At 61.6% G+C, this 23415-nt stretch carries 24 protein-coding genes and 3 tRNA genes; 9 read left to right on the top strand and 18 right to left on the bottom strand.

Annotated features, from left to right (window positions below; genetic code table 11):
* Positions 1-80: 80 nt before the first annotated feature.
* Both CXQ94_RS04440 and CXQ94_RS04435 read right to left on the bottom strand, forming a co-directional pair.
* The gene (locus tag CXQ94_RS04440) at positions 81-2087 is read right to left on the bottom strand and encodes a protease pro-enzyme activation domain-containing protein (RefSeq protein WP_258066699.1); all 2007 of its coding nucleotides are present in this window, start codon (positions 2085-2087) and stop codon (positions 81-83) included.
* A 105-nt stretch (positions 2088-2192) separates the two neighbouring features.
* Positions 2193-2828, bottom strand: a complete 636-nt coding sequence (locus CXQ94_RS04435; RefSeq protein ID WP_258066784.1) for an RNA methyltransferase — start codon at positions 2826-2828, stop codon at positions 2193-2195.
* A 138-nt stretch (positions 2829-2966) separates the two neighbouring features.
* Here CXQ94_RS04435 and CXQ94_RS04430 point away from each other — a divergent pair, with 138 nt between their 5' ends.
* Positions 2967-3761: an HAD-IIA family hydrolase gene (locus tag CXQ94_RS04430; protein WP_104087000.1), complete on the top strand. Its 795-nt coding sequence runs from the start codon at positions 2967-2969 to the stop codon at positions 3759-3761.
* Between the two features lie 27 nt (positions 3762-3788).
* Here CXQ94_RS04430 and CXQ94_RS04425 read toward each other — a convergent pair whose 3' ends face one another.
* Positions 3789-4613 carry a hypothetical protein gene (locus CXQ94_RS04425; RefSeq protein WP_104086999.1) on the bottom strand — a complete coding sequence of 275 codons (825 nt, stop codon included), beginning with the start codon at positions 4611-4613 and terminating at the stop codon, positions 3789-3791.
* Positions 4614-4854: 241 nt separating this feature from the next.
* On the opposite strand from CXQ94_RS04425, the gene phoA reads away from it, so the two are divergent.
* Complete coding sequence (gene phoA, locus CXQ94_RS04420; RefSeq protein WP_258066697.1) at positions 4855-6534, top strand: alkaline phosphatase; 1680 nt, start codon at positions 4855-4857, stop codon at positions 6532-6534.
* Positions 6535-6607: 73 nt separating this feature from the next.
* Here phoA and CXQ94_RS04415 read toward each other — a convergent pair whose 3' ends face one another.
* Complete coding sequence (locus CXQ94_RS04415) at positions 6608-7234, bottom strand: thymidine kinase (RefSeq protein WP_104086997.1); 627 nt, start codon at positions 7232-7234, stop codon at positions 6608-6610.
* A gap of 132 nt (positions 7235-7366) precedes the next feature.
* Between CXQ94_RS04415 and CXQ94_RS04410 the strand changes: the two genes are divergently transcribed.
* Complete coding sequence (locus tag CXQ94_RS04410) at positions 7367-7615, top strand: SCO4226 family nickel-binding protein (RefSeq protein WP_104086996.1); 249 nt, start codon at positions 7367-7369, stop codon at positions 7613-7615.
* Positions 7616-7703: 88 nt separating this feature from the next.
* Here CXQ94_RS04410 and pyrE read toward each other — a convergent pair whose 3' ends face one another.
* The gene (gene pyrE / locus CXQ94_RS04405; RefSeq protein ID WP_104086995.1) at positions 7704-8270 is read right to left on the bottom strand and encodes an orotate phosphoribosyltransferase; all 567 of its coding nucleotides are present in this window, start codon (positions 8268-8270) and stop codon (positions 7704-7706) included.
* A gap of 219 nt (positions 8271-8489) precedes the next feature.
* On the opposite strand from pyrE, the gene nadE reads away from it, so the two are divergent.
* Together nadE and CXQ94_RS04395 are read left to right on the top strand one after the other, a co-directional pair.
* Complete coding sequence (gene nadE / locus CXQ94_RS04400) at positions 8490-9311, top strand: ammonia-dependent NAD(+) synthetase (protein WP_104086994.1); 822 nt, start codon at positions 8490-8492, stop codon at positions 9309-9311.
* A gap of 94 nt (positions 9312-9405) precedes the next feature.
* The gene (locus tag CXQ94_RS04395; RefSeq protein WP_104086993.1) at positions 9406-11139 is read left to right on the top strand and encodes an AMP-binding protein; all 1734 of its coding nucleotides are present in this window, start codon (positions 9406-9408) and stop codon (positions 11137-11139) included.
* A gap of 73 nt (positions 11140-11212) precedes the next feature.
* Here CXQ94_RS04395 and CXQ94_RS04390 read toward each other — a convergent pair whose 3' ends face one another.
* From CXQ94_RS04390 to CXQ94_RS04380, 3 genes are all read right to left on the bottom strand, one after another.
* Positions 11213-12103 (bottom strand): glycine betaine ABC transporter substrate-binding protein, encoded by an 891-nt coding sequence (locus CXQ94_RS04390; protein ID WP_104086992.1) that lies wholly within the window; start codon positions 12101-12103, stop codon positions 11213-11215.
* A gap of 71 nt (positions 12104-12174) precedes the next feature.
* A complete protein-coding gene (locus tag CXQ94_RS04385; RefSeq protein ID WP_104087332.1) occupies positions 12175-13026 on the bottom strand; it encodes a proline/glycine betaine ABC transporter permease in 852 nt (283 codons plus the stop codon).
* Positions 13026-14240: a glycine betaine/L-proline ABC transporter ATP-binding protein gene (locus CXQ94_RS04380; protein WP_104087331.1), complete on the bottom strand. Its 1215-nt coding sequence runs from the start codon at positions 14238-14240 to the stop codon at positions 13026-13028. Before CXQ94_RS04380 ends, CXQ94_RS04385 begins: the two co-directional genes overlap by 1 nt.
* Positions 14241-14933: 693 nt before the next feature.
* Here CXQ94_RS04380 and CXQ94_RS04375 point away from each other — a divergent pair.
* Together CXQ94_RS04375 and CXQ94_RS04370 are read left to right on the top strand one after the other, a co-directional pair.
* Positions 14934-15737 (top strand): exodeoxyribonuclease III, encoded by an 804-nt coding sequence (locus CXQ94_RS04375; protein ID WP_104086991.1) that lies wholly within the window; start codon positions 14934-14936, stop codon positions 15735-15737.
* Between the two features lie 30 nt (positions 15738-15767).
* Positions 15768-16583 carry a hypothetical protein gene (locus CXQ94_RS04370; RefSeq protein ID WP_258066691.1) on the top strand — a complete coding sequence of 272 codons (816 nt, stop codon included), beginning with the start codon at positions 15768-15770 and terminating at the stop codon, positions 16581-16583.
* Between the two features lie 111 nt (positions 16584-16694).
* On the opposite strand, the gene CXQ94_RS04365 is transcribed toward CXQ94_RS04370, so the two are convergent.
* The 9 genes from CXQ94_RS04365 to CXQ94_RS04325 all read right to left on the bottom strand — a co-directional run bounded on the left by CXQ94_RS04365 (position 16695) and on the right by CXQ94_RS04325 (position 19944).
* Positions 16695-17033 (bottom strand): Synuclein, encoded by a 339-nt coding sequence (locus CXQ94_RS04365; RefSeq protein WP_104086989.1) that lies wholly within the window; start codon positions 17031-17033, stop codon positions 16695-16697.
* A gap of 69 nt (positions 17034-17102) precedes the next feature.
* Positions 17103-17723 (bottom strand): hypothetical protein, encoded by a 621-nt coding sequence (locus CXQ94_RS04360; RefSeq protein WP_104086988.1) that lies wholly within the window; start codon positions 17721-17723, stop codon positions 17103-17105.
* The gene (locus tag CXQ94_RS04355) at positions 17720-18295 is read right to left on the bottom strand and encodes a DUF6286 domain-containing protein (RefSeq protein ID WP_104086987.1); all 576 of its coding nucleotides are present in this window, start codon (positions 18293-18295) and stop codon (positions 17720-17722) included. Before CXQ94_RS04355 ends, CXQ94_RS04360 begins: the two co-directional genes overlap by 4 nt.
* Entirely contained in the window at positions 18292-18684 is a 393-nt protein-coding gene (locus CXQ94_RS04350) for a hypothetical protein (RefSeq protein ID WP_181034067.1), read from the bottom strand. The genes CXQ94_RS04355 and CXQ94_RS04350 overlap by 4 nt, the downstream gene beginning before the upstream one ends.
* Positions 18681-18872 carry a hypothetical protein gene (locus CXQ94_RS04345; protein ID WP_104086986.1) on the bottom strand — a complete coding sequence of 64 codons (192 nt, stop codon included), beginning with the start codon at positions 18870-18872 and terminating at the stop codon, positions 18681-18683. The genes CXQ94_RS04350 and CXQ94_RS04345 overlap by 4 nt, the downstream gene beginning before the upstream one ends.
* Complete coding sequence (locus CXQ94_RS04340) at positions 18869-19354, bottom strand: Asp23/Gls24 family envelope stress response protein (RefSeq protein WP_104086985.1); 486 nt, start codon at positions 19352-19354, stop codon at positions 18869-18871. The genes CXQ94_RS04345 and CXQ94_RS04340 overlap by 4 nt, the downstream gene beginning before the upstream one ends.
* A gap of 202 nt (positions 19355-19556) precedes the next feature.
* Positions 19557-19632: transfer RNA gene (locus tag CXQ94_RS04335), tRNA-Phe, on the bottom strand.
* A 65-nt stretch (positions 19633-19697) separates the two neighbouring features.
* Positions 19698-19771, bottom strand: a tRNA-Asp gene (locus CXQ94_RS04330).
* A gap of 100 nt (positions 19772-19871) precedes the next feature.
* Positions 19872-19944, bottom strand: a tRNA-Glu gene (locus CXQ94_RS04325).
* A gap of 189 nt (positions 19945-20133) precedes the next feature.
* On the opposite strand from CXQ94_RS04325, the gene CXQ94_RS04315 reads away from it, so the two are divergent.
* Together CXQ94_RS04315 and CXQ94_RS04310 are read left to right on the top strand one after the other, a co-directional pair.
* Positions 20134-20541, top strand: coding sequence for a metallopeptidase family protein (locus tag CXQ94_RS04315; protein WP_258066688.1), 408 nt, complete (start codon positions 20134-20136; stop codon positions 20539-20541).
* Between the two features lie 183 nt (positions 20542-20724).
* Complete coding sequence (locus tag CXQ94_RS04310; RefSeq protein ID WP_146070224.1) at positions 20725-22149, top strand: NlpC/P60 family protein; 1425 nt, start codon at positions 20725-20727, stop codon at positions 22147-22149.
* Positions 22150-22384: 235 nt separating this feature from the next.
* On the opposite strand, the gene CXQ94_RS04305 is transcribed toward CXQ94_RS04310, so the two are convergent.
* Positions 22385-23389, bottom strand: coding sequence for a universal stress protein (locus CXQ94_RS04305; RefSeq protein ID WP_104086982.1), 1005 nt, complete (start codon positions 23387-23389; stop codon positions 22385-22387).
* Positions 23390-23415: the final 26 nt, after the last annotated feature.

The following is a 23415-nucleotide window of genomic DNA, read 5'->3' as shown; positions in this document are numbered from 1 at the left end:
CGCCCAGTTAGTGGACATCTCAATGCACGACGGCGGGCCCCGGCTTGGGTGCCGGGGCCCGCCGGTGTGGTGCAAGGGTGCTAGTGGTGGCCACCTCCATGACCCTGGTTAGCCTGTTGGGCCACTGCGAGCGCGAACGGGTAGTTCATGCTCCCAAGCCCTGTCACGTCGTCGTACCCTTTGGCCGTGAACAGTGAGGTATCAAGGTTCATCGACACCAGGTATTGGAAGCCGGTGGAAGGGCTGGTGAAGGCCAGCGCCTGCTGCGAGCGCGGGCTGACGACGTCAGTGGGGCCCGATCGTCCCTCCCGGCTGGCGGCGTAGATGGCGGGGTTGGCAAAGCCGAGCGTCTGACCGCTGAGTTGCTGCGCAACAGCCATTTGCCCTGCCGTCAGCGGACAAGCCAAAGACGTCCCGCCGTAGGTTTGCACCGTGAACGGATCCGTGGTCAGCGTGGTGTCATCGTTGATGGGGCTGATACCGATCACGTAGCCGGTGTAGGGGTCAGCCACCGAGGAAACATCCGGTGAAACCCGCATTCCCTTGGCCAGAGAATTCGGCACGATGCCTTTTTGGTAGGCGGGCTGGGCGAAGAAGGCACTGATGCCACCTCCGGCTCCAAATCGGAAGGTCCCGGGCAGGGGATCAACATAGGCGCCGTTGACGATCTGATTCCTTGCGTCACCCCACCCCGTCTCAGATTGGTAGGAACCGTTCTTCGCCACGGCGAGGCTGGTTCCGCCCACTGCGGTCACCCACGGTGAACTGGCGGGAAAGTCCGGGGATATGTATCCCAGGTTGATTGCCTCGTCGCCGCTGTCGCCGCTGGAGAAGTACAGACCTACGCCCTCCCCGGCAGCCTGGAGCTGGATGTTCACTTCACCGGCAAGCGTGTTGGCCGAGACAGCCTCGCCGGCGTTTCCGTAACTGTTGCTGACAATGTTGGCCAACTTGTGGTCCAGGATCTTGGACATGGCGATATCCAGGCCGCCACCACAGTTGAACCCGCCCACGTAGAGGATGTTGGCCCCCGGCGCTGTGCCGTGCACTGCCGCCACGTCAATGGATTGTTCCGGCTGCCATCCGCTAGGTCCAGTGCACGCTTCTTGGTCACTGAATTGGCTGGGATCCGGCACGATCTGCCGGTAACTGTTCTTGGTCATTTGCGGTAGCCCGTACGTGGCCGAGTAGGTGTTGATGTCGGAGAGGATGGTGGGCGAGGCGTAGGCGTCAATAATCGCCACCGTCTGGCCTGCTCCGTCGCCACCGCGACCCCGTCCGTTGTCACGGTTTATCGAGTTTTTGCCGTAGGCGGATTGGATCTGGCTGGGCGTGTACCCGCAAAGGGCGGTGGGGTAGCTGGTCTTGCCGTACGCCGTAGGGACGGTGTCGGCATATTGGCCGTAGTAGTTTGAACAGGCTGCCGAGGGTGTCGGCGGCCGCTGGTTCCGGGCCTGCGGGGCTGGCTGCGCACCACCGTCGGGCGTGGCATAGTCCGGGCGGGTCATCAAGGAACCCTGGTCTACCGAGATTCCGGCGACACTGGCGGCCACTGCGGCCGGCAGGGTGGGCACCTGGGATGGGCCCACCAACGTGGTCCCATGGAAGTTGTAGCTTGTCAGCTGGGCGTCAAACGCTGCGTCCAGCTGGGCCACGGTGCCGCGGAATACCACGTACAGGCGGCTGTCGGGGGTTCCGGTAATGCTCATCCCCGCGGTCTTCAAATAGTTCACGACGCCGGCGTAGCTCGCCTTGGTGGGCGAGAACCGGTTGATCCAGGCATCGGGAGTCAACCAGTTTTGGTAGTTGCGGTTGCCGGGTGTTGAGACCGCGGTGGCCAATGCCTCGGCACCCTTTTGGTCACGAAGGGAGAGATAGAATTCGGCTTCGATTGTGGTGTCCGCGGCGGCCGGGCCCTCACTGTTGGCGGGCTGTGCCCAGCTGGGGACGGCTCCGGGGAACGGTGTGTCGGACGGGGCGGGGGCGGCTGTGGCCCCCGTGGTTCCAAAGGCGAACACCATGGCTGTGGCCGCACAGAGGGTCAAAATTTTGCTGACAATTTTTCGAGGTTTCAATGATGTTCTCACATGAGATCCTTCATCGGGCAGGCACCCTGTGCGCCCGCACAGTGTGAATCCTAAACCTCTGAAAAATCACTGACTAGACCCTGAGAGGTAACTATGACTCTTTGGCTAGTTCACCTTCTGATTGAACACGTGGCGTCGGACCCAGGCGTGCATGGCAATTCCTGCGGCCGAGGCGGCGTTGATGGAACGGGTGGATCCGAACTGCTCGATTGACAGTGTGGTCTGGGCCGCTGCGTGGACTTCCTCACTCAACCCGGGACCCTCCTGGCCGAACACCAGCACGCAGTTACGCGGAAGGTCGTACGTTTCCAGTTTTTCCGAGTCAGGGAAGATGTCGATGCCGATGATGGCCAGCCCCTCACCCTGCGCCCATGCCACAAAATCATCCACAGTGGGGTGGTGGCGCACGTGCTGGTAGCGGTCGGTGACCATTGCCCCCCGACGGTTCCACCGGCGTCGACCAATGATGTGCACTTCCTTGGCAAGGAAGGCATTGGCTGTGCGCACCACGGTGCCAATGTTCATGTCATGCTGCCAGTTTTCAATGGCGATATGGAAGTCATGGCGGCGGGTGTCCAGCTCCGCAATGATGGCATCCATGCTCCAGTACCGGTACTGATCGAGCACATTGCGCCTGTCGCCCTCGGCCAGCAGCTCAGGATCCCAGTGATCGCCCTGCGGCAATTCGCCTTCCCAGGGCCCCACACCCACTTCGTGATGGGGTTCAACGTATTCGGGCAGCTCGGACGGTGCCGCATCTGCAGGTTCGGGGGAAGAGGTGGCGCCGGGAATACTCACTGGTTAACTTTAGCCCTTCCCCTGCCTCCGGAGGGATCTGCAAGACTGGTCCTAGATAATTCTCGCCCACCAGGAGGAACCATGAGCAAGGTGCAAAACCGCCAGCCCGCCGACATCGAGTGCTGGCTCACCGACATGGACGGCGTACTTGTCCATGAGAACAAGGCCGTCCCGGGCGCTGCCGATCTGATCCAACGCTGGGTGGACACGTCCAAGCGTTTTTTGGTCCTGACAAACAACTCCATCTTCACCCCGCGCGATCTGGCCGCCCGGCTGAAGGCCTCGGGCCTGGAAATCCCGGAAGAGAACCTGTGGACCTCGGCCCTGGCCACCGCCCAGTTCCTGAAGTCCCAGATGCCGCACGGGCGCGCCTTTGTTATTGGCGAGGCCGGGCTCACGACGGCGCTGCATGAGGCGGGCTTCATCCTCACCGACCAGGACCCCGACTATGTGGTGTTGGGTGAAACCCGCAACTACTCCTTCGAGGCCATTACCCAAGCGATCCGCCTGATTGGCAATGGCGCACGGTTCATTGCCACCAACCCCGATGCCACCGGCCCCTCCCGCGAGGGCCCGCTGCCGGCCACAGGTGCCGTGGCCGCGTTGATCACCAAGGCCACGGGGCGGGAGCCGTACATTGTGGGCAAACCCAACCCGATGATGTTCCGTTCAGCCATGAACCGGATTCAGGCCCACTCGGAGACCACCGCCATGATCGGTGACCGGATGGACACCGATATCATCGCGGGCATGGAGGCCGGCCTGCATACGGTGCTGGTGTTCACCGGGATCACCCAGCCCGAAGACATTGACGCCTACCCGTTCCGCCCCGACCAGACCATGGCCTCCGTGGCCGATTTGATCCCGCACATCTAGGCTTCCACCCTCTTGGCGGTGGAGGTTTTAGCCCACCGGGATGAGCGAGGGGATGATCGCCTGCAGGCTTGAGGCGTTGGCCGCCCATTGGGCTGCCAACGCCTCAACCGTCAGGCGGTGCGCCACGCCGGTGGTGTCGTATGCCACCAGGTATTCGCCTTGGATGGGGCCCTGGTAAGAATCACAGGTGTAGCCGTAGCTGTACCCGTAGAGGCCGTCGCGGTCCACAATAACCGGCTCATCCGTGTACGCAAATGTGTCCACACAGCCGAAGCCGGAGGTGCTGCGCATGTCAATGAGCTTTTCCGGCGACGCGTCCAGCTGTCCTTGGAAGCCAACGCCAACGGCTTCGTGAATCTTTTCGGTGGTGACCTCGCCTTGTGGCTTGCTCCACGACGTGTACACCGCAAGCACGGAGGTATCCTTACTGCCGTCCACCAGCACCAGCCGTTCCGCGGGAGTGATCCCGTCGCCTGCGATCGAGGTGACGTTTTTGCTCGTTTCCACCCAGCCGGCGGGGTAACTGAAGGTGGCCGCCGTGGTGGCTGATAGCGTCGTTTCCTGGGCGGTTTCCTGCGTGGTTGACCCCTGCGCATCTTGTCCCTGCGCATCCGGGCTAACTGTCCCTGGCTTGGCTAGTTGCACCAAGAACAGGACCACCACGACGGCGATCACCACGAACACTGCGGCGCCGACACCCCCAAGAATCCATGGCAGGGCTGAGCCCTTTTTCGGGGCGGGCGGCATGCCACCTGGGGCAGCGTAGTAGGGCTGGCCGTAGGGAGTCGTTTGTGGCGGGCCGTAGGGCTGCTGCCCCTGCTGTGGGTTATCGTGCGGGGGCTGCATTGACATCGAAAAGTTCTCCTGTTCAGCGCAGCACTCTCGCGGCGTCTCTCCTGCGAGACTATCTTCGGGCACCCCATCCTGCGATGGGCAGCACTACCCATCGCAGGATGGGGTAAGCCCCAATTGTTAATCCTGCCTTCCCCCGTCATTCATACCCCGGCCCTCAGAAACGCCCTTCGGCTGACCAAGCTGTTGTTACAGGTCATCACCTTGGACATTCATCACCACACTTATGAGGGGCACCACCGTGCACAAGCAATTCCACAAGAAATCACAGCGGCGCAGAGCCACCGGCCTTGCCGTGGCCTCGGCGGCACTTGCCGCTTGCACCTTGGCTGCGGCCACGCCGTCGTTGGCGGCCAATCCCGACATCACCGCGCACGGCGGCGCACAACGATCCACTTCATCACACGTCGAGGACATCAAAAAGTCCATCGTCGACGGCCCAGCCAAGAATGTAATCTTGCTCATTGGCGACGGCATGGGAGATTCGGAAATCACCGCCGCGCGCAATTACGCTCGTGGTGCCGCTGGCCGCTTCCCCGGTATCGACGCGCTTCCCCTGACAGGCCAGTACACAACCTACTCGCTCAACAAGGCGACCGGCGGGCCCGACTACGCCCCTGACTCGGCTGCCACCGGAACCGCTTGGGCCACGGGCACCAAGTCTTACAACGGGGCCATCTCCGTTGACGTCAAAGGAAACGCTCAAAAAAGCATTCTGCAGATCGCCAAGGCCAACGGTCTCAAAACGGGCAACGTCTCCACGGCCGAACTGCAAGACGCTACCCCGGCTGTTCAGGTGGCTTCGGTGAGCAGCCGCAGCTGTTACGGCCCGGTAGCTACCGCCAAGAGCTGCCCGGAGAACGCGCTGGAAAATGGCGGCAAGGGCTCCATCACCGAACAGATGCTTGACACTCGTCCCGACGTTTCCCTTGGCGGAGGCTCCGCCACATTTGCCGAGACTGCCAAAGCCGGTGCATGGGTTGGCAAGACGCTGACCGAGCAGGCAACAGCCCGAGGCTACAAGATGGTCTCAACGGCCAGCGAGCTTGCCGCTGTCACAGCGGCGAACGCTGATGCCCCTGTCCTGGGGCTGTTCGCCAAGGGCAATCTGCCCGTTCGTTGGGAGGGCGCTTTGGCCACCCATGCGGGTGGTGCCGAGGCCCCCATCAAGTGCACCGACAACCCCGCCCGGACAGCGGCCCAGCCGTCTCTGTCCACCATGACCGGGAAGGCCATCGAGCTACTCAAGGACTCCTCCAAGGGATTCTTCCTCCAGGTGGAAGGCGCCAGCATCGACAAGCAGGACCACGCAGCCAACCCCTGCGGCCAAATTGGCGAGACCGTCGATCTTGATGAGGCCGTCACCACCGCTCTTGACTTCGCCAAGGCCGACGGCAACACCATGGTGGTTGTCACTGCCGATCACGCGCACAGCAGCCAAATCATTTACCCCGGCTCCAACACCCCCGGGCTGACTCGCAGCCTGACCACTGTTGACGGTGAAACCATGACCATGGCGTACGGAACTGCCGAAGAGGGCGGCTCCCAGGCCCACACGGGATCGCAGCTGCGCATCGCCGCCTTCGGTCCCGGCGCCGCCAACGTTGTTGGCCTGAGCGATCAAACCGATTTGTTCTTCACCATGTCCAACACTCTTGCCCTGGATCCGGCGGCGGTTCTTCCCACCGCCTCTCCCAGCGCCCCGGCGACCACCGCGCCCGGCTCGGAGACGACGTCGGCGGCTCCGTCCGCGCCGGAGAACACCTCAGCGTCGGCAGTAGCCGCGGCGCCTGCTGGCGGCGGTAACGGGCCCCTCGCCCTGACGGGGACCACGGTTGCTGGCTGGGTTCTCGCCGCCATGGCCCTGTTGACGGCCGGCTTTATGGTGCGCCGTCGCGCCCGTGCCGCTCACTCCGCCTAAACCGCCCTCGCCGAACGGGGAGTAGTTGTTGATGTTGAGCGCCAACATCAACAACTACTCCCCGTTCGATGCGTTAAAAGCCGAGCTGGCCGCCCGACGCTTCCAGATAACAGTTGCCGCAAAGGGATTCGTAGCGGACCTCGTCGCCGTCAATGGCGACTTGATCGCCGTCGAACACTATTACTCCGCCGACCCTGCGCGTGTTGAACAGTGCCTTGCGACCGCAACGGCAGATCGTTTTCAGCTCTTCGAGCGCGTGCGCGATCTCCAAAAGCCGGGCGGCTCCGGGAAATGCCCGGGTAAGGAAGTCGGTGCGGATGCCATAGGCGATCACGGGCACACCGTCCAGAACCGCAATTTTGAACAAGTCATCGACCTGGCTGGGCGTCAGAAATTGGGCCTCGTCGATGAGCAGGCAAGCCACGGGAGCGACATCGACGTGTTCCAGCAGCGCATCGGGATCATCCCCTGCGGCGTGGGCCGCGAACACGTCCCGGGCGTTCTCACCTGGCTGAATCAGGAAGTCCGCATTGCGTGACATGCCAAGCCGGGAAACGATCGCGCCGGAGCCTTTGGAGTCAATGCCGGGCTTGGCAAGCAGGACCCGTTGCCCGCGCTCCTCATAGTTGTAGGCCACCTGCAGCAAGCCCGTGGACTTGCCCGAATTCATGGCCCCGAAACGGAAATACAGCTTCGCCAAAACGATCCTTTCAATAGCTGGTGCAAAGGGTGCAAATGACGGGCCCGTACTCCTAGTGTTCCGCTGACCCGCGCAATATGATTGGACGGTTACCAACCATTCGTGGAACCGCCACGACTAAGGAAGTGCGCCATGGCCGAATTCATGGACGTCCACAACCACATGCAGGGCATTTCTGCCGACGCCCTCAAAGCCGCCCACGAGGCCGACCTCGCCATCCAAGACGACGAAGGCGTAGTGTTCAAAAACGCCTGGGCCGACCCCGTCAGCGGGAAGGTTTTCTGCCTCTCGGAGGGCCCGTCCGCGGAGGCCGTGCAGCGCGTGCACGAACGCGCAGGCCACTCCGCGGACGAGATCCACGAGATTACGACGTCGGTCTAATCCCCAGGCGTTCCCACTGCTCGCGAGCTCGCAGCGAGTCCCTCGCGCCTGTGGGCCCGGCTGGGAGAAATCCGGGACTGGTGAGGTGTTAGGCCAGGCCGAGTTCGTCCTTGCCGAATACGAACAGGTACGGGACACCGGTTTCGGCTTCGATGCGCTCCTTGGCGCCCGTGTCGCGGTCCACGATTACGGCGACTGCCTTGATGTTTCCGCCTGCCTTGCGCACGCCTTCCACGGCTGCCAGGGCACTGCCACCCGTTGTGGAGGTGTCTTCGAGCACGACGACGTCGCGGCCGTCAACGCCCGGACCTTCGACCTGGCGGCCCATGCCGTAGGACTTCTGGGCCTTGCGGACCACGAAAGCGTCGATGGCGCGTCCGGCATCACCGGCTGCGTGCATGAGGGCCGTGCCGACGGGGTCTGCACCCATGGTCAGTCCGCCTGCCGTCTCAAACTCAATACCGGCGTCGTCCAGCATGGCAAGCATGACGCGTCCTGCTAGGCGTGATGCCTCGTGGTGGAGTGTGATGCGGCGCAGGTCGATGTAGTAGTCGGCCTCCTTGCCGGAGGAGAGGATCACCTTGCCGTGGACCACGGCCAGTTCCTTGACGAGTTCGAGAAGGCGGGCACGGTCGGCAGCGAGAGTCTGAGTCATGACATCCATTCTAATGGCGACACCGAATGCCTCTACGCCGCCTAATCCAACCACGACCCGTGAGATGTGGCGGCTTAGAATCGCCTAAGTCGCCATACCTCACGGGTCAGAGCGGGCCCCTCGGTCGCTCGCTGCGGGCCCCTCGGCCGCTAGCGCCTTTCGCCCTCCCCTCAACTCGCTTCGCTCGTTGGGGGCCCCTCGGCCGCTAGGCTTAGTCACATGCGCGAACTACAGGGACAGATCATTGCCGAGCTTGGGGTTCAGGCCCACATTGAACCTGCCGCGGAGATCATCCGCCGGGTTACTTTTCTGAAGGACTACCTGAAAGCTACCGGGACCAAGGGCTATGTGCTGGGCATCAGCGGCGGCTTGGATTCAACCCTTGCTGGTCGGCTGGCTCAACTCGCCGCGGAGGAACTTGCCGAGGAGGGCATCGAGGTGAACTTCATCGCGGTTCGACTTCCCTACGGTGTCCAACACGACGAAGATGACGCCCAATCCGCCATGGACTTCATCGGCGCAAAAACACAGCAGACGTTTAACATCGCCCCAGCAGTGGACGGCTTTGAGGCGGAATTCGCCAAGACCGCCACGCAAGATGTCAGCGATTTCAACAAGGGCAACATCAAGGCACGTAGCCGCATGATCGCCCAATACGCGCTGGCTGGCCACGAGAACCTGCTGGTCATCGGCACCGACCACGCCGCCGAATCAGTAACGGGGTTCTTTACGAAATTCGGCGACGGCGGGGCCGACATCCTGCCGCTTTTTACCCTCAACAAGCGTCAAAACCGTGCCCTCCTCAAGGAGTTGGGCGCCCCCAAACAGCTCTATAACAAGGTGCCCACCGCCGATCTACTGGATGGCAAACCTGGCCGCACCGATGAGGATGAACTCGGCATCAGTTACGAACAGATCGATGACTATCTAGAGGGCAAAACGGTGTCCGACGCCGCCGCGACAGTCATTGAACGCCGTTTCCTGGCCACCCGGCACAAGCGCACGGTTCCGGTATCCCTCATGGACACGTGGTGGCGGTAGCGGCCAAGCCCTGCGGCTGCGCGTATATTTCACAGTGAATGGGGCCCGAACTTCGGGCACGGCAATGCGGCAACGAAGCCGAAAGGTGAACACCATGAACGTCACTGAAGAATTCCGTGCAGCACGCAACAAACTGTTGGAGATGCGGCTAGATAATGCCCGCGCCCAAAAGGAATTCACGTGGCCGGCGTTCACCGAGTTCAACTTCGCCCTGGACTGGATTGATGCGATCGCCCAAGATCCAGTTACCGGTGACAACCCCGCACTGGTGATTGTTGAGCAGGACGGCACCGACACGCGTCGCAGCTTCAAGGACCTCTCTAGAACCTCCAACCAAGTAGCCAATTGGCTCCGAGCCCAGGGGATCCGCCGCGGAGATCACATGGTGATCATGCTCGGCAACCAGGTAGAGCTGTGGGAGCTGATGCTCGCCTGCATCAAACTCGGCGTGGTCATGATACCCACAACCACCATGATGGGTCCGGCCGATCTGCGGGACCGGGTGGAGCGCGGGCAAGCCCAGTGGGTGGCAGCCCGTGCGGAAGACATCGCCAAGTTCGCGGAGGTTCCGGGCGGCTACACCTTGGTCAGCATCGGCACGGGCAGCGGTGATGCCGGCCGGCCCGTCCTGAACTACGCCGATTCGACGGGCGCGGCGGCGGATTTCGCTCCCGATGCCCCCACAAAAGCCGATGAGACCATGCTTCTCTACTTCACCTCCGGCACCACATCCAAGGCGAAGCTCGTGGAACACACCCACACCTCCTATCCCGTGGGCCACCTGTCCACCATGTTCTGGATCGGCTTGGAACCAGGCGATGTACACCTCAATGTCGCCTCGCCCGGCTGGGCCAAACATGCCTGGTCCAACGTCTTCACGCCGTGGATCGCGGAGGCCTGCGTCTTCGTCTACAACTACACCCGCTTCGACGCCAAGGCCCTCATGGCGCAAATGGACGCTGAACACGTCACCAGCTTCTGCGCCCCGCCTACCGTTTGGCGCATGCTCATCCAGGCTGACCTCACGCTCCTCAAAACGCCGCCCAGCAAGGTTGTTTCCGCCGGCGAGCCCCTCAATGCGGAGGTGATCGAGCAGGTGGAGCGCGCCTGGGGCCAGCTGATCCGTGATGGCTTCGGACAGACGGAGACCACCGTTCAGATCGCCAACACTCCCGGCCAGCCCGTGAAGATCGGTTCCATGGGGCGCCCCCTTCCCGGCTATGACGTGGTGTTGGTGGACCTGCTGAGCGGAGAGGAAGGCGACGACGGCGAGCTTTGCCTTCGCTTGGACCCACGCCCTGTGGGGCTCACCAAGGGCTACTTTGGCGACCCGACCAAGACGGCGGAAGCGTTCCGTGGCGGCTATTACCATACGGGGGATGTGGCCAGCCGGGACGAGAACGGCATCCTGACCTATATTGGGCGCAGCGACGACGTCTTCAAGTCCTCCGACTACCGACTCTCACCATTCGAGCTCGAAAGCGTGCTGATCGAGCACCCTGCCGTGGCCGAGGCGGCAGTGGTCCCCTCCCCCGATGAACTGCGCTTGAATGTGCCCAAGGCTTACGTGGTTCTGGCGGCGGCCTACGAGCCAAGCCCGGAACTGGCCAGGGAGATCTTCGCGTTTTGCCGGGAGCACCTGCCCGCGTACAAGCGCATCCGCCGGCTGGAGTTTGCCGAGTTGCCAAAAACCATTTCCGGAAAGATCCGGCGTGTGGAACTTCGCGCCAACGAGGAAGCCCGCCACGGCAATGGTTCGGCGCCCGGCGCGCCTCAACCAAAGGGCCGGGAGTACCTAGATTCCGAGTTCCCCACTGGCGCGCGCTGACACTAGGCGGCAAGTTCGACCACCAAAGTGATACCGCGTTGCCGAAAAAAGCGCCAAAAGTGATACGGCGTTGTTACGCGGTGAGAGAGTCCACGTACTCTTGGTTTTCGCCGATCCACTTCTTCACGATGGGACCGTAGTCGTTGGTCTTTTCGCCGTTGAACATGGCGTTTTCCAGGGAGAACAGCTTTTCCGATTCCATAGTGAAGTTCTTCAACCAGCCATCCAGCTTCGGATAGTCCTTATCGAAATCCACACGCGAGAAACTGTGGATGTCTTCAGCCTCACCCAGGGTCCCCTTGGGATCTTTCAGGTCCTTCACCGGGAAGGCGTCATAGGCCCAGTGCGGACGCCAGAGCGTGACGACCACATTCTCGCCCTTGGACGTTGCCGTCTTCAGCTCAGAGAGCATGGCAGGGGTGGAGGAGGTGATGTACTCCATCTTGTCCAGGCCATAGGCGGGGATGACCTCATTGGTGGTGACCTCGGTCAACCCTGCCCCGGGCTCAATGCCGATGATCTTGTTCCCGAATTTGTCGGCGTTGGCGGCCAGCTCGTCCAGCGAATCAATCGGGGCATCCTTATTGACGGCGATGGTCAGCTTGGCTTCATCGTTCCATACGCCAAGATCGACGAGCTTGTCACCGTACTTTTCGATGTAGCTCTTGTGCGTGACGGGTAGCCAGGTGTCCAGGGAAACGTCATAGTCGCCGGTGGAGAGACCGGAGTAGACAGGTGCCGCGTCAGCGTAGTCCAGCTTGACGTTGTAGCCCTTCTCATCAAGGATGGCCTTCCAGAGTTCGGAGGCTGCAACGCCCTCATCCCAGCCGTTGAAAACGGCAATGGAGAGATCCTTCTTGTCCCCGTTATCCACCGTTGCCCCGGACGAGCCCGAGCCGCATGCGCTCAGACCGAGTGCCAGTGTTGCCGCCATGGCGGCGAACCCCATAAATTTCTTGTTCATTGTTCATTCCTTTCTATGGCAGCGCAAAACTGAGCAGCCGCGATTGGTTTGTAAAAATTGAGAAGGCGCGCCTATGCGGCCTTGGTGCCAGCAAGCGTCCGGCTCTTACCGAAGCTGGCGGTGACCCGGTCAAGGAAGATGGCAAGGATGACGACGGCGATGCCCGCCTCAAAGCCGAGACCGGCGTCGAGCCTGGTCAGGCTGGCGACGACGTCGCGGCCCAATCCTCCAGCACCGACCATGCCAGCGATGACCACCATGGAAAGCGAAAGCATGATGACCTGATTCACCCCGGCCATGATGGTGGGGCGGGCCAATGGCAACTGAATTTGGCGCAGGATCCGCCCTGGCGTGGATCCGAAGGCATGCCCGGCTTCAACAACTTCTTTGTCTACGCCGCGGATGCCCAGCTCGGTGAACCGGACACCGGGCGCCATGGAGAAGACGATGGTGGCTACGATGCCCGGGACAATGCCCACCCTGAACATGACCAGGGCCGGGACCAGGTACACCATGGCAGGCATGGTCTGCATGAAGTCCATAATTGGCCGGACAATGGATGAAACACGGGGGGAACTTGCGGCCCAAATACCCAGCGGAACGCTGATGGCCACGGCCACTACCGTCGCGATGACAACCAGGGCCAGGGACTCCATGGCGTTGTCCCACTGATCCACACCAACAATCACAGTGAATCCAACCACTGTGCTCAGGCCGAGTTTCCAACCGCTGGCCCACCAAGCGATGGCGGCAAAAACAAGGATCGCAACCCAGAAGGGCGGAGCGTTCAAAACCCAGTCGATACCGTCATAGGCTCCAATGAGCACAGTCCGGATGAACTTGAAGAAGTCGTCGAAGGACGTCGTAATCCAGTCCAGACCAACTTCAACCCAGTCGCCCAGGGGAATCCTAAAGCTCTCGATCACTTTGTCTCTCCTTCGCTCTGAGCCAAAGCGGCTGTCACAACTTGTTCGGGGATGGGAGCCACAGCGACCTCCACCACCGGGAACTCGCCCGTGGTGGAGGGAACATTGCCCAAGGCTGCCAACAGCGTCACGCGGGGCAGCGCGCCCACGAGGCGGCCGTCCTCGTCCACCACCGGCAAGGGAATGGGGCTTTCCACCGCGCGGCCAAAGAGGTCGTTCAAGGCGGTATCCGGACTGACGGGTTCAATGCCGTTGCGCACCACAGCGGCCAGATCTGTGGCCCGCTTTTCCACCTGGGCCATGACGTCGCGGTCGCGAACAATGCCCTGGTATTTGCGGCGCCTGTCGACCACGAATGCGGCGGAAACCTGAAGGTCCCGCATGGTTCGCAGGGCATTGCGGGGGCCGCCGGAAATGGTGACAACGGCCAGCGGGGGCTCCATGACACCGCCCGCGGTCAGGACACGGGTCCTGTCCACATCCTGTACAAACGCCGCAACATAGTCGTTGGCCGGGTTGGTCAGGATTTCATCGGGGGTACCGATTTGCACGATCTCACCGTCACGCATGACGGCGATCCGATCGCCCAAGAACATGGCCTCGTTGAGGTCGTGGGTGATGAAAACAATGGTCTTGCCAAGTTCGGCCTGCAGGACCACCAGCTGTTCTTGCATTTCGCGGCGGATCAGCGGGTCAAGGGCCGAGAAGGCTTCATCCATGAGCAGGATGTCAGTCTCGGCGCACAGGGCACGGGCCAGTCCAACACGCTGCTGCATGCCCCCGGAAAGCTCCGAGGGGAATTTGGCGCCCCAGCCTTCCAACCCCACCAGGGACAGCACTTTTTCTGCCCGTTGAGTACGGTCGGCCTTGGACACGCCTTGAATTTCCAGTGCGTACGCGGCGTTCTCCAGCACGGTTCGGTGTGGAAGTAACGCGAAGTGCTGGAACACCATGGAGATCTTCTCCTGGCGCACCTTGCGCAGTTCTTTGTCGCTGATCTTGGAAATATCGGTTCCGCCGACGACGACGGAGCCCTGGGTTGGTGCCCATAGGCCGTTCAGGGTGCGGATCAGCGTCGATTTCCCGGAGCCGGAAAGCCCCATGACCACGAAGATCTCACCCTTTTTGACATCAAAGCTCGCATCGATGACGGCAGCGGTGCCGAGTGCTGAAAGGTCTTCGCGCTTCTTACCCGCCTTGAGGCGTTTGATCACTTCGGCAGGTCGTTTGCCGAATACTTTGTAGACATTGCGCACGCTCAGGGCGTTCTGTTCCCCGGTGCCGTCCTGAGCTTCTAACTCTTGTTTGCTTGCGTTTAGTGTTGCTTCTGACACGTAGTACCCATCTACGCGGCGCTCGGCCACGACGGCCGCAGCTTTCGCTCGCCTTCGTGGTGTCTGCGCCGCAATTGGTGATCTCGTGCTGCAGGCGTTGGTACGCGTCAAACTCTTCGCTTCCCCGCACGCTCCGGCCGGAGCAGCAAGGAAAGACGGTTCCGCTTCTATCAGCGGGAAACGGGAAGCTACCCCTACCGCCAGTTCGAGCGCCTGTGTCTGGCTGCATCACTTTGCACAATCTGATTGTGGCGGCGTGAGCAGTTGCCCGCAGGCTTGTCGGTGTACTGGTTCACCTGCAACGCTAACAAAGACATTTTCGCTATCGGCACAATGTGGACCATTTTGGTGCCCTAAACACCCGCCCCACCCTGCCGTCCGCCTGTCTGAGTATGGTCAGGGAAGCGTTATGGCTTTGTAACCTTGGGCAACTTATTTAAGCCGCAACCTCACAATAGGTGTGTCTTCGCCCACTTTGGGTCGTGTTGATCGATAAAGGCGGCTGCGCCGTCGAACCCCACAGAACGGCCAATTCGGGCCATTGTTGGGTTAACTTGATAGCTTGGAGAGGTGAAGATTGCTACCTGGAATGTGAACTCGCTCCGCGCCCGTGCCGACCGTGTGGAGGACTGGCTGCGCCGCACCGACGCCGACGTGCTGGCCATCCAAGAGACCAAGTGCAAGGACGAGAACTTCCCGTGGGAGCTCTTTGAAAATAACGGCTACGAGGTGGCCCACTTCGGCTTCAGTCAGTGGAACGGCGTCGCCATCGCCTCAAGGGTGGGCCTCGAGGACGTCGAACGCACCTTTCCCGGCCAGCCCGCGTTCGGCAAGGGTGGCAAGGACCCGGTTCAGGAGGCCCGCGCCATCGGCGCCACCTGCAACGGCGTGCGCATTTGGAGTCTGTACGTGCCCAACGGCCGCGCCTTGGACGACGAACACATGCCCTACAAGCTCCAGTGGCTTGATGAGCTCAAGAACCAGGCAAGCGGCTGGCTCACCCAGGACCCCAACGCCCAGATCGCGCTGATGGGGGACTGGAACATCGCCCCCCAGGACGACGACGTCTGGGACATCGATTTCTTCCGCGCCCAGGGCCTGACCCACGTCAGCGAACCCGAGCGTGCAGCATTTGCCGCCTTTGAAGCGGCAGGTTTCGCCGACGTCGTCCGCCCCCTACTGCCGGGCCCTGGCGTGTACACCTACTGGGATTACACGCAGCTGCGCTTCCCCAAGAAGGAGGGCATGCGAATCGACTTCACACTGGCTTCACCGGCCCTGGCCGCGCGTGTCACCGGTGCGCAAATTGACCGTGAGGAACGCAAGGGCAAGGGTGCATCCGACCATGCCCCGGTGATCGTGGAACTGGACTAGGCCATGCATCGCGGGCTGTATCTAGGGGGCGTGCAACTACCGTTCGTGTCCAATCTGCGCGTTTACCTGCCGCGGGAGTCGTACACGGCCGAGGAGATGCACTACCTACAAAGCCGCCTGGACCCGGAACAGAACCCTGTCAGTGTTGACGCTCAGGAGCTGGCGGATTCGTTGGGACGCGTCAGCCGCGGCACAGCCAATCCCATCCCCACCCCGAATGTGGACAGGGTGCGGGTTTTTTCGATGGTCGAAGGTGGTCCGCTGCTGTACGCCCCCAACCAGGTGGTGGCCCGATCGCTGACCGCCACTGCAGAATTGTTGTCGGGACCGATGGCCCAGCTGGCGAAACTGGTGGTGCCCGACGTCGAATGGGACCGTCACCTGGAACGGCTTGAGGAAGCCCCCATCCAGGGCGCCGCATTGCAGACGCGCACCTCCACGTGGGGGATTCCGTTTAGCTGGTTCACGCTGGTCTATGCGAACGACCGTATGGAGGTCATCGAGGCTAACGGCAAGGTCTTGACTGTGCGGATTCAGGTTCCCGTGCCAGTAGCCGTGCAAAGGGCCGGGCGTACCTTGAAAATGTTGTCCGAGATGGCTCCCGACCTCGACTTGTTCGAGGAACTCGACGAACTGCACGGCTGGCTGGAGAGCTTCAGCGATGCTGGTGTGGTGGAGCTTGACTACGGCCCCCTGGCCAGCCGGGTACACCCGGATGAGTCGCCGGCCGACGTCCATGCCGGGTTGCAATGCCTGGCCGACGGCGATCTGACGGGTGCCGCTGCCGCCTACCGCCGGCTTGCCAACCGGTGGGTTCCGATCAGGTCGCTGGCAAGGGCCAGCTGAGCCTAAAGTCCCTCCCAGTTGCCGGCCCCGAAAATCTCGGGCGAGATTTTCGGGGCTCCTGGCAAGCATGGGCCCAACACTAGCGGTTAAGCCGGTCGGGACCTTCGGGACTTATTTGTCGTGCTTGAAGATTCCGGCGATCTTGGCGCCGAGACCTTTAGCGTTTTCGAGCGCATCCCCAGCGAATTCCTTCACATTTTCCACTGCGTCCTCCGTGAATTCCTTCACGTTCTCCACCGCATCTTCAGTGAATTCCTTGATGTTCTCACCGGCGTCACCAGCAAAATCTTTAGCCTTCTCCGCGGCGTCTTCTGCGAGGTCTTTGGCCTTGGCTGCTGCGTCACCGGCAGCATCCTTGGCTTTCTCCGCGGCATCGCCGGCAAAGTCCTTTGCCTTACTCAGTGCGTCGGCACCGGCGTCAGCGGCCTGATCGGCGTGGTTCTCAGTCATGTTCGTCTCCTTGGTCTCAAGCGCGAACCCCCGGGCCGTGGTGCACCCAAGGGTGATGATGGCACCAGACTAACGGACTCGCTCGGCTTTGGTGAACCGTGACCTGGCTCCCGAGCCGATACTGAGCAGAACCGGCGCCTGTACACCCACCAAAGCGTCCATGGCCTCGACTGTTGCGCCAACTTCTGCCGCCACAAGATGCGGGGCAACCCCCTGGCGCGGCAGCACCCGCACACGCAGGCAGGATTGTCCACGGAAGTCATAACTCGTCACAGAAACGCTCAGCAGATCACTGCGCTCCAACAACGCCCTTTTCAACGCCTGCTCAGCCACAGCGGAACTTAGCACCACACGACCGGCGGCCCCGTCGTCGTCCTGGCTACCCGAGGTAGTGAAGAGGACGTCGGTGCGGCCCTTTCCCTGGTTCGCGATCCAGGTGACCATGACAATCACCACCAGCAGCAGCGCAACCGCCACCACCAGCCACGCCCAGCTTCCCGTGTCCGGTGTCAGGTGGGTCCGGGCAGTAAAGTCGCTGAGATCCCCCACCAGTGGGCCGGCAAAATCCTGCCACCACCGTGCGGCTGCCGGGATAGCGGCAACAGCAACTAGCCCGGCGCCCACAGCCATGAACACCAGGCCCAAAAGTGCCAACAGGAACCGGTTGGCTCCCCTCGGTGTACTGTTCATACGCCGATCACCCCCGAGTTTGCCAGGTGGACTTTGACGGCTGGCGCCGGCTGCAACGCCATGGCGGTTAGCTCATCCTCAACGGCGGCCTGGATCAGCGCCTCATCAAGAAGAATGCCGGAGGTGGGCCGCACGTTGACCTGGACCGATTTTGCCGAGACCACCACCACGACCTGCTCCCGGGTGACCCCAGCAGCCAGCCGGGCGCGCTTGGCCAGCGCGGAGGCCACCACCACGTCGTCCACCACCACGGCCACCCGGGGATCGGGGATCACGTGGCGGGCACGGCGGCCAGGAATCACAGCGTTGGCGAGGAATACAAGCCCCACTATGAAAATCAGCAGGCCAATGGCCACCGGCATGGCCGGCAGGATTCCTTCGGGAAGCTGCGCCAGACGCTGGGCCGCTGTCAGCGGGTCGATCAGCCATGGCGGCTGCCCCAAGACGCGCAGCATGGCTTCGAGAAGCCCATAGAGTGCCAAAAGTGCCACGAGGATGGCGGCAACTACTGAAATGACGGCCCGCGATGAACGGGATTCCCGCTTGAGGATGACCCTGGTGACATCGCTCACTGGACCCTCCCCTGCTCGGTGGGCTGGATACCGGAAATTCTTATGTCCACGCGGCTGAGTTGGGACCCGGTGAGGTGTTCGACCCTGCCCAGAATGCTGGCCTTGGCGGCAATTGCCCTTGCGGCAATACTTCCACCAAAACGAGCCAGCCTGTCGGGATTGGCGCGCACGGCGGCCAGCGACGGGACGCTGATGGGTGAGGAGACCGACAAAGCCAACGCCCCGGCGTCGTCAGTCCAGCTCACCCGCACAGCGGCCGGTGCCACCAGAAAAATCTCGGCGGCGGCCGCGCGCGCCACGGAAGTCAACGCTTGCGTGCTGATCCGGTTATGCCCGGAAAGCTCGCGAACAGCGATCCTCCCCGGTGTTTCACTGGCAGTTTCACTCACGACGACGAGCGCCGGCCGGTTAGTGCGTCGAGGACACCTCGCCAATCAAGTTTTCCGCCGGCAGCCCTGCCCACAAAAGCACCTACAGCGATGAATATCGCAGCAATGATGAAGCCCCAAAAGCCGAACGCGAAGGCCATAAATGCAAGGAAGGCACCGAAAGCGGCGCACACTACTGTCAGATTCATGACTGGTCCTCTAGATCGGGTGATGGAGCTGATTTGACGCCCAACCGCTCAGTCAGGCGGGGGCGTGGCTGCTGCTTTTCGGCGTCAGGGGCGGGAACATACACGTCGGTGATCTCAATGTTGACCTCTATGACACTGCGGCCCACCATGCCCTCCACCGCGTCATAAACAGCCGCCCGGACAGTGTTGGCAAGCTCCTGCAGCGGGTATCCGTATTCAGCCATGAAGACAATGTCGACGGCTACCTGGGATTCGCCGACTTCAACGCGAATGCCCTGGGTAAGGTCGGTGGCACCCACAACATCGCGGATGGCACCGATTGACCGCGAGGCGCCCGTGCCTAAGGCATGCACCCCAGGCACACCCCGCGCGGCCACACCAACCACCTTGGCCACAGCTGTGTCCGAGATAACAGTGCGACCCTGGACGTAATTGCCGCCGGCAGGATCGGTTGTTTCCGAAGACTGAGTAAGCCCGTCCATAGTCGCGCCCTTTCTGTTTCTTTTACGGTAAGCCTATGCACGGGAAAGATCAGGGGCAACGCCGTTGCGCAAAGGCAGTATTTACCGGCAGCGACAACAATCCTCATGATCATGACAAAGCTCACATATGCGAATTGTCAGGGTGGGGCCAATAAATGTTTTGTTAAAGCAAAGAACCCCTTATTTCTAAGGGGTTCTTTTGTGGTGGCTCCGACCGGCGTCGATCCGGTGACCTTTCGATTTTCAGTCGAACGCTCTACCAACTGAGCTACAGAGCCTTGCCTTGGTGAACTGACAATGCTTTCGTCACCAGATCTTCCAACAAACTCTTGGAAAACCAAAGCGACCCTGACGGGACTCGAACCCGCGACCTCCGCCGTGACAGGGCGGCGCGCTAACCAACTGCGCTACAGGGCCATACTGATTTACTGCTATCACATCATTTCGCCTTTTCAAGCGAAATTCACGAGTAATACTATATCAGGTTTTTTTGACCTGATTTACCACTACTCGCTCGTACCCCCAACGGGATTCGAACCCGTGCCGCCGCCGTGAAAGGGCGGTGTCCTAGGCCGCTAGACGATGGGGGCATCGTCACTTACGTTCAGCGTTGAAGTTGCCTTCGTGCTGTCCGAAGTGGACTCCAAAAACTATAGGGCCTATTTCGTCAGAACACAAAACGAGATGTTTATGGCCCGCCCAAGGAGTCCCGGCGACCACTACTTTTGGCGCCTCGTCTGCCCCCAGTGGTTCACAAGGACCCTCACTAAGCTGGGGTGATGACCACCAACCCGCTGGCTTCCATTCCGTCGTTCGGCCCGTTCCGGATGAGTGAGCCTGACTTTGACGACGCCGTTCAATCAGCCATTGCCCGCATGCCGGCTGACATCGTGGCGGAGATGGACAATGTGGCGATCTTTGTTGAGGACGGCTACGTTCCCGGACCCGGCGACCACTCCAACACCATGCTGCTGGGCCTTTATGAGGGAACACCGCTGACGAAACGAGACTCGGGATGGGAACACGGCTCACTTCCTGATCGCATCACCATTTACCGTCAGCCCATTTTGGCGATCTGCTCAAGCCGCGAACAGGTAATCCACCAAGTCACGGTGACCGTGGTTCACGAGATCGCCCACCACTTTGGCATTGGTGATGAGCGGCTTCATGAATTGGGTTGGGGATAGCCTCATTTCGGAAACTAAATGACACCAGTGTTGTTTATGGGACTCTTGTTACTAGTGTTGCCAAAGCGTACATCGGCCCGTAATGTCAGCATTGCTGAGTAAATGCACCCGGGGGGATTTGATCGGGGCAGGCTGCGCTGGACCGCAGGCATTTACCTACCAATCTGCAGTGAGGTCTCGAAAATGAGTTTGCGCTTCTTAGTTCGTGGAACCACGGCCATCGCTTGTGTAGCGTTCGCCACCACAGCCGTACTGTCGCCTGCCCAGGCAGCCGTTCCGGGCAGCCCCGCGGCCTCACAGTCGCTTGGGTCCCTCGCCTTCGCTCCGATGAGCCCGGCCATCCCGAGCGATAACGACATTGCCAAGGCCAAACAATCCGAGGCAGCCACGGCCGCCGAGTCAGCCAAAATTGATGCCATCCTGAGTTCGGCCAACGACCGCCTCCAGGGCACCAATGCCACGGCCATGCGTGCCAACAACACTTATTCGGACGCGCTGACTGCCTTGTCTGAACGCCGTGCAACGGCAGAGACGGCCAAGGCCAAGGCGGACGCTGCCGCCAAAGAATACAAGAGCGCCAAGGCCGCCATGGGTCATCTTGCGGGAAACTTGTACAAGTCCGGCGGGATGAACCTGGATGTGCAAACTTTTCTGGTCAGCTCCAATGCCGACGACGCCATGTACCAGGCCTCCACACTGATGGCGCTGACGAACAACAGGACCGCAACCTTTGCCTCGGCCGAGGCGGCCGCAGCAACTTCGGCTGCACTGCAGGCTCAAGCCCAGGAAGCCCAAAAGGCCGCCGACAACGCCGCCAAGGCTGCAGAAGAATCCAAGTCAGCAGCCCAGTCCGCTACTGACCAACAGGCCACAGTGGTCAAAGAGAACCAGGCTCAACGTGACGCCGCGTTAAAGCAGCTGGCTACCTTGCACAACACCACCGTGGAGCTGGAAGGCGCCCGCGTGGACGCCATCACCAAGAAGGCCCAGGAGGATGCGCTGGCGGCGCAGATCAAGAACTCCGCCAACCTGCCAGCACCCGTGGCACCTCCGGGAGCGCCGTCGCCTGGCCAGGGTGGCGGAAACTCGGGCCAGGGAGGCGGAAACCCGCCACCCGTGCAGCCGCCGGTAACTCAGCCGCAGCCGCCAGTGACGCAGCCAGATCCGCCGGCCCCGGTTGTGCCCGTACCCCCTGTTACGACGACCCCGCCGCCTGTCACGACCCCGCCGCCGTCGGGCTCCTACATCAACGCCATGGTCAGCTACGCCATGGCCCAGTCAGGCAAGCCCTATGCGTGGGGCGGCAACGGCCCCAATGCCTTCGACTGCTCAGGCCTCGTCCAGCAGGCATTCGCCGCGGCAGGAAAGTCAGTACCCCGCACGGGGACCGCGCAGTACTGGGCAGCACCGACGCGCGTTCCGCTGTCGCAGGCGCAGTACGGCGACCTGGTGGTCTTTGACTCTGACGGCAATGGCAACTTTGGCCACATCGCCATTTACGTGGGCAACGGCCAGGTGGTTCAGGCCCTCTACTACGGCTTCCCCCTTGGTGTTTATTCGATATCGTCGATGACTAATATCGTTTACCCCTACGTGGCCCGCTACTAAACGGCCGCTCAGTGCGCAGATAAGGCGAGCAAACTCCATGTTTGCTCGCCTTATCTGCGCACTGAGGAAGTACGTGGTCGGGCCCACGCACCCGAGGGGCCCGCTGCGAGGGACCCGCTGCGAGCTTGCGAGTAGTGGGAGCAGCTGGGGACTTGCGAACAGTGGGAGGGCGTGGTTGGGCCCACGCGCCCGAGGGACCCGCTGCGAGCTTGCGAACAGTGGGAGGGCGTGGGGACTATGCCTGGAGTAGCGGACCAAACGCTGAGCGGTCGTCCTGGCGGGCGTCCTCACGGTCTCTGACCACCATGAGTGGGCCCTTGACGTGGTGGCGTACGCCGTCGGTGGTGGAACCGAGCATCATGCCAGCAAACCCGCCACGTCCGCGTGTCCCCAGCACCAATAGCTCCGAAGTTTCCGAGGCTTTTACCAGGACGTCCACGGCCGTTCCTTCGATCAGCTTGACCTCAACGGCAAGCTTGGGGAAGTGGCTGCGAATCCACTTCTCGCCGGCGTCGAGCTGGAGCTGAATCTCTGCGAACAACGCGTCCCGGTCGACCGGTGCCGGCATCCAAGAGAGGGATCCCGTGTAGGGCTTGACGGCGCAGATGATGCGCAAGGACAGCCCGGAACGTTCGGCCTGTTCGGCCGCCACAAGCACCGCGTACCGCGCCTGGTCCGAACCGTCCACGCCTACAGTGACAACCTTTTCAACCTCACGGGCAGGCTTCTTGCCTGGGTCCCCTTCGCCGAGCCGCGGTGCGCAACTCAAGGGGATGGTCACGGTGGGGCATTTGGCATGTGCCGGCAAGGCGGAACTGACGCTTCCGAGCAGGCGCCCGATGAATCCTCCGCGGCCGCGGCTGCCAAACACCAACAGTTCTGCGGTTTCGCTAAGTTCCAGCAGAACCCCGGCCGCGTCGCCGTTTTCTACCCGGGCATCGAGCTCCACATCAAGATCGGCCACCTTCGCGGCCGCCTCACGCAGGACAGCCTCGGCACCTTGGCGGATGACGTCGTCGTCCACTGTTGCGTAACCGCCGTCGAGCCCGGATGCTGCAAAGATTGGGACGGTGTATGCGGTGACCAGATGCAAATGCGAATTGCGCAACTTCGCTTCGCGGGCGGCCCAAATCAATGCACAGTTGCTCTGTTCAGATCCGTCAATCCCCACAACAATTCCTGTGGGGGCAGGGATGGACTCGGGCTGGGCAACCGCGGAATTTTCCTCTGGATTACTCATGCTGCGCCTCCTCGTGGTCGAAGTGC

The sequence above is a fragment of the Arthrobacter sp. GMC3 genome (genome assembly GCF_002929305.1).
Lineage (GTDB): Bacteria > Actinomycetota > Actinomycetes > Actinomycetales > Micrococcaceae > Specibacter.
The sequence above is the reverse complement of the archived record's forward strand: the minus strand, read 5'-3'. Positions and strand labels throughout refer to the sequence as shown.

Bases quoted from the DNA above. Each gene is read 5' to 3' on its own strand.
- CXQ94_RS04410 (WP_104086996.1), top strand. From the start codon at position 7,367: ATGGCCGAATTCATGGACGTCCACAACCACATGCAGGGCATTTCTGCC.
- CXQ94_RS04365 (WP_104086989.1), bottom strand. From the start codon at position 17,033: ATGACTGAGAACCACGCCGATCAGGCCGCTGACGCCGGTGCCGACGCA.
- CXQ94_RS04360 (WP_104086988.1), bottom strand. From the start codon at position 17,723: ATGAACAGTACACCGAGGGGAGCCAACCGGTTCCTGTTGGCACTTTTG.
- CXQ94_RS04315 (WP_258066688.1), top strand. From the start codon at position 20,134: ATGACCACCAACCCGCTGGCTTCCATTCCGTCGTTCGGCCCGTTCCGG.
- CXQ94_RS04425 (WP_104086999.1), bottom strand. From the start codon at position 4,613: ATGTCAATGCAGCCCCCGCACGATAACCCACAGCAGGGGCAGCAGCCC.
- CXQ94_RS04340 (WP_104086985.1), bottom strand. From the start codon at position 19,354: ATGGACGGGCTTACTCAGTCTTCGGAAACAACCGATCCTGCCGGCGGC.
- CXQ94_RS04345 (WP_104086986.1), bottom strand. From the start codon at position 18,872: ATGAATCTGACAGTAGTGTGCGCCGCTTTCGGTGCCTTCCTTGCATTT.
- pyrE (WP_104086995.1), bottom strand. From the start codon at position 8,270: ATGACTCAGACTCTCGCTGCCGACCGTGCCCGCCTTCTCGAACTCGTC.
- CXQ94_RS04310 (WP_146070224.1), top strand. From the start codon at position 20,725: ATGAGTTTGCGCTTCTTAGTTCGTGGAACCACGGCCATCGCTTGTGTA.
- CXQ94_RS04305 (WP_104086982.1), bottom strand. From the start codon at position 23,389: ATGAGTAATCCAGAGGAAAATTCCGCGGTTGCCCAGCCCGAGTCCATC.
- CXQ94_RS04395 (WP_104086993.1), top strand. From the start codon at position 9,406: ATGAACGTCACTGAAGAATTCCGTGCAGCACGCAACAAACTGTTGGAG.
- CXQ94_RS04390 (WP_104086992.1), bottom strand. From the start codon at position 12,103: ATGAACAAGAAATTTATGGGGTTCGCCGCCATGGCGGCAACACTGGCA.
- nadE (WP_104086994.1), top strand. From the start codon at position 8,490: ATGCGCGAACTACAGGGACAGATCATTGCCGAGCTTGGGGTTCAGGCC.
- CXQ94_RS04430 (WP_104087000.1), top strand. From the start codon at position 2,967: ATGAGCAAGGTGCAAAACCGCCAGCCCGCCGACATCGAGTGCTGGCTC.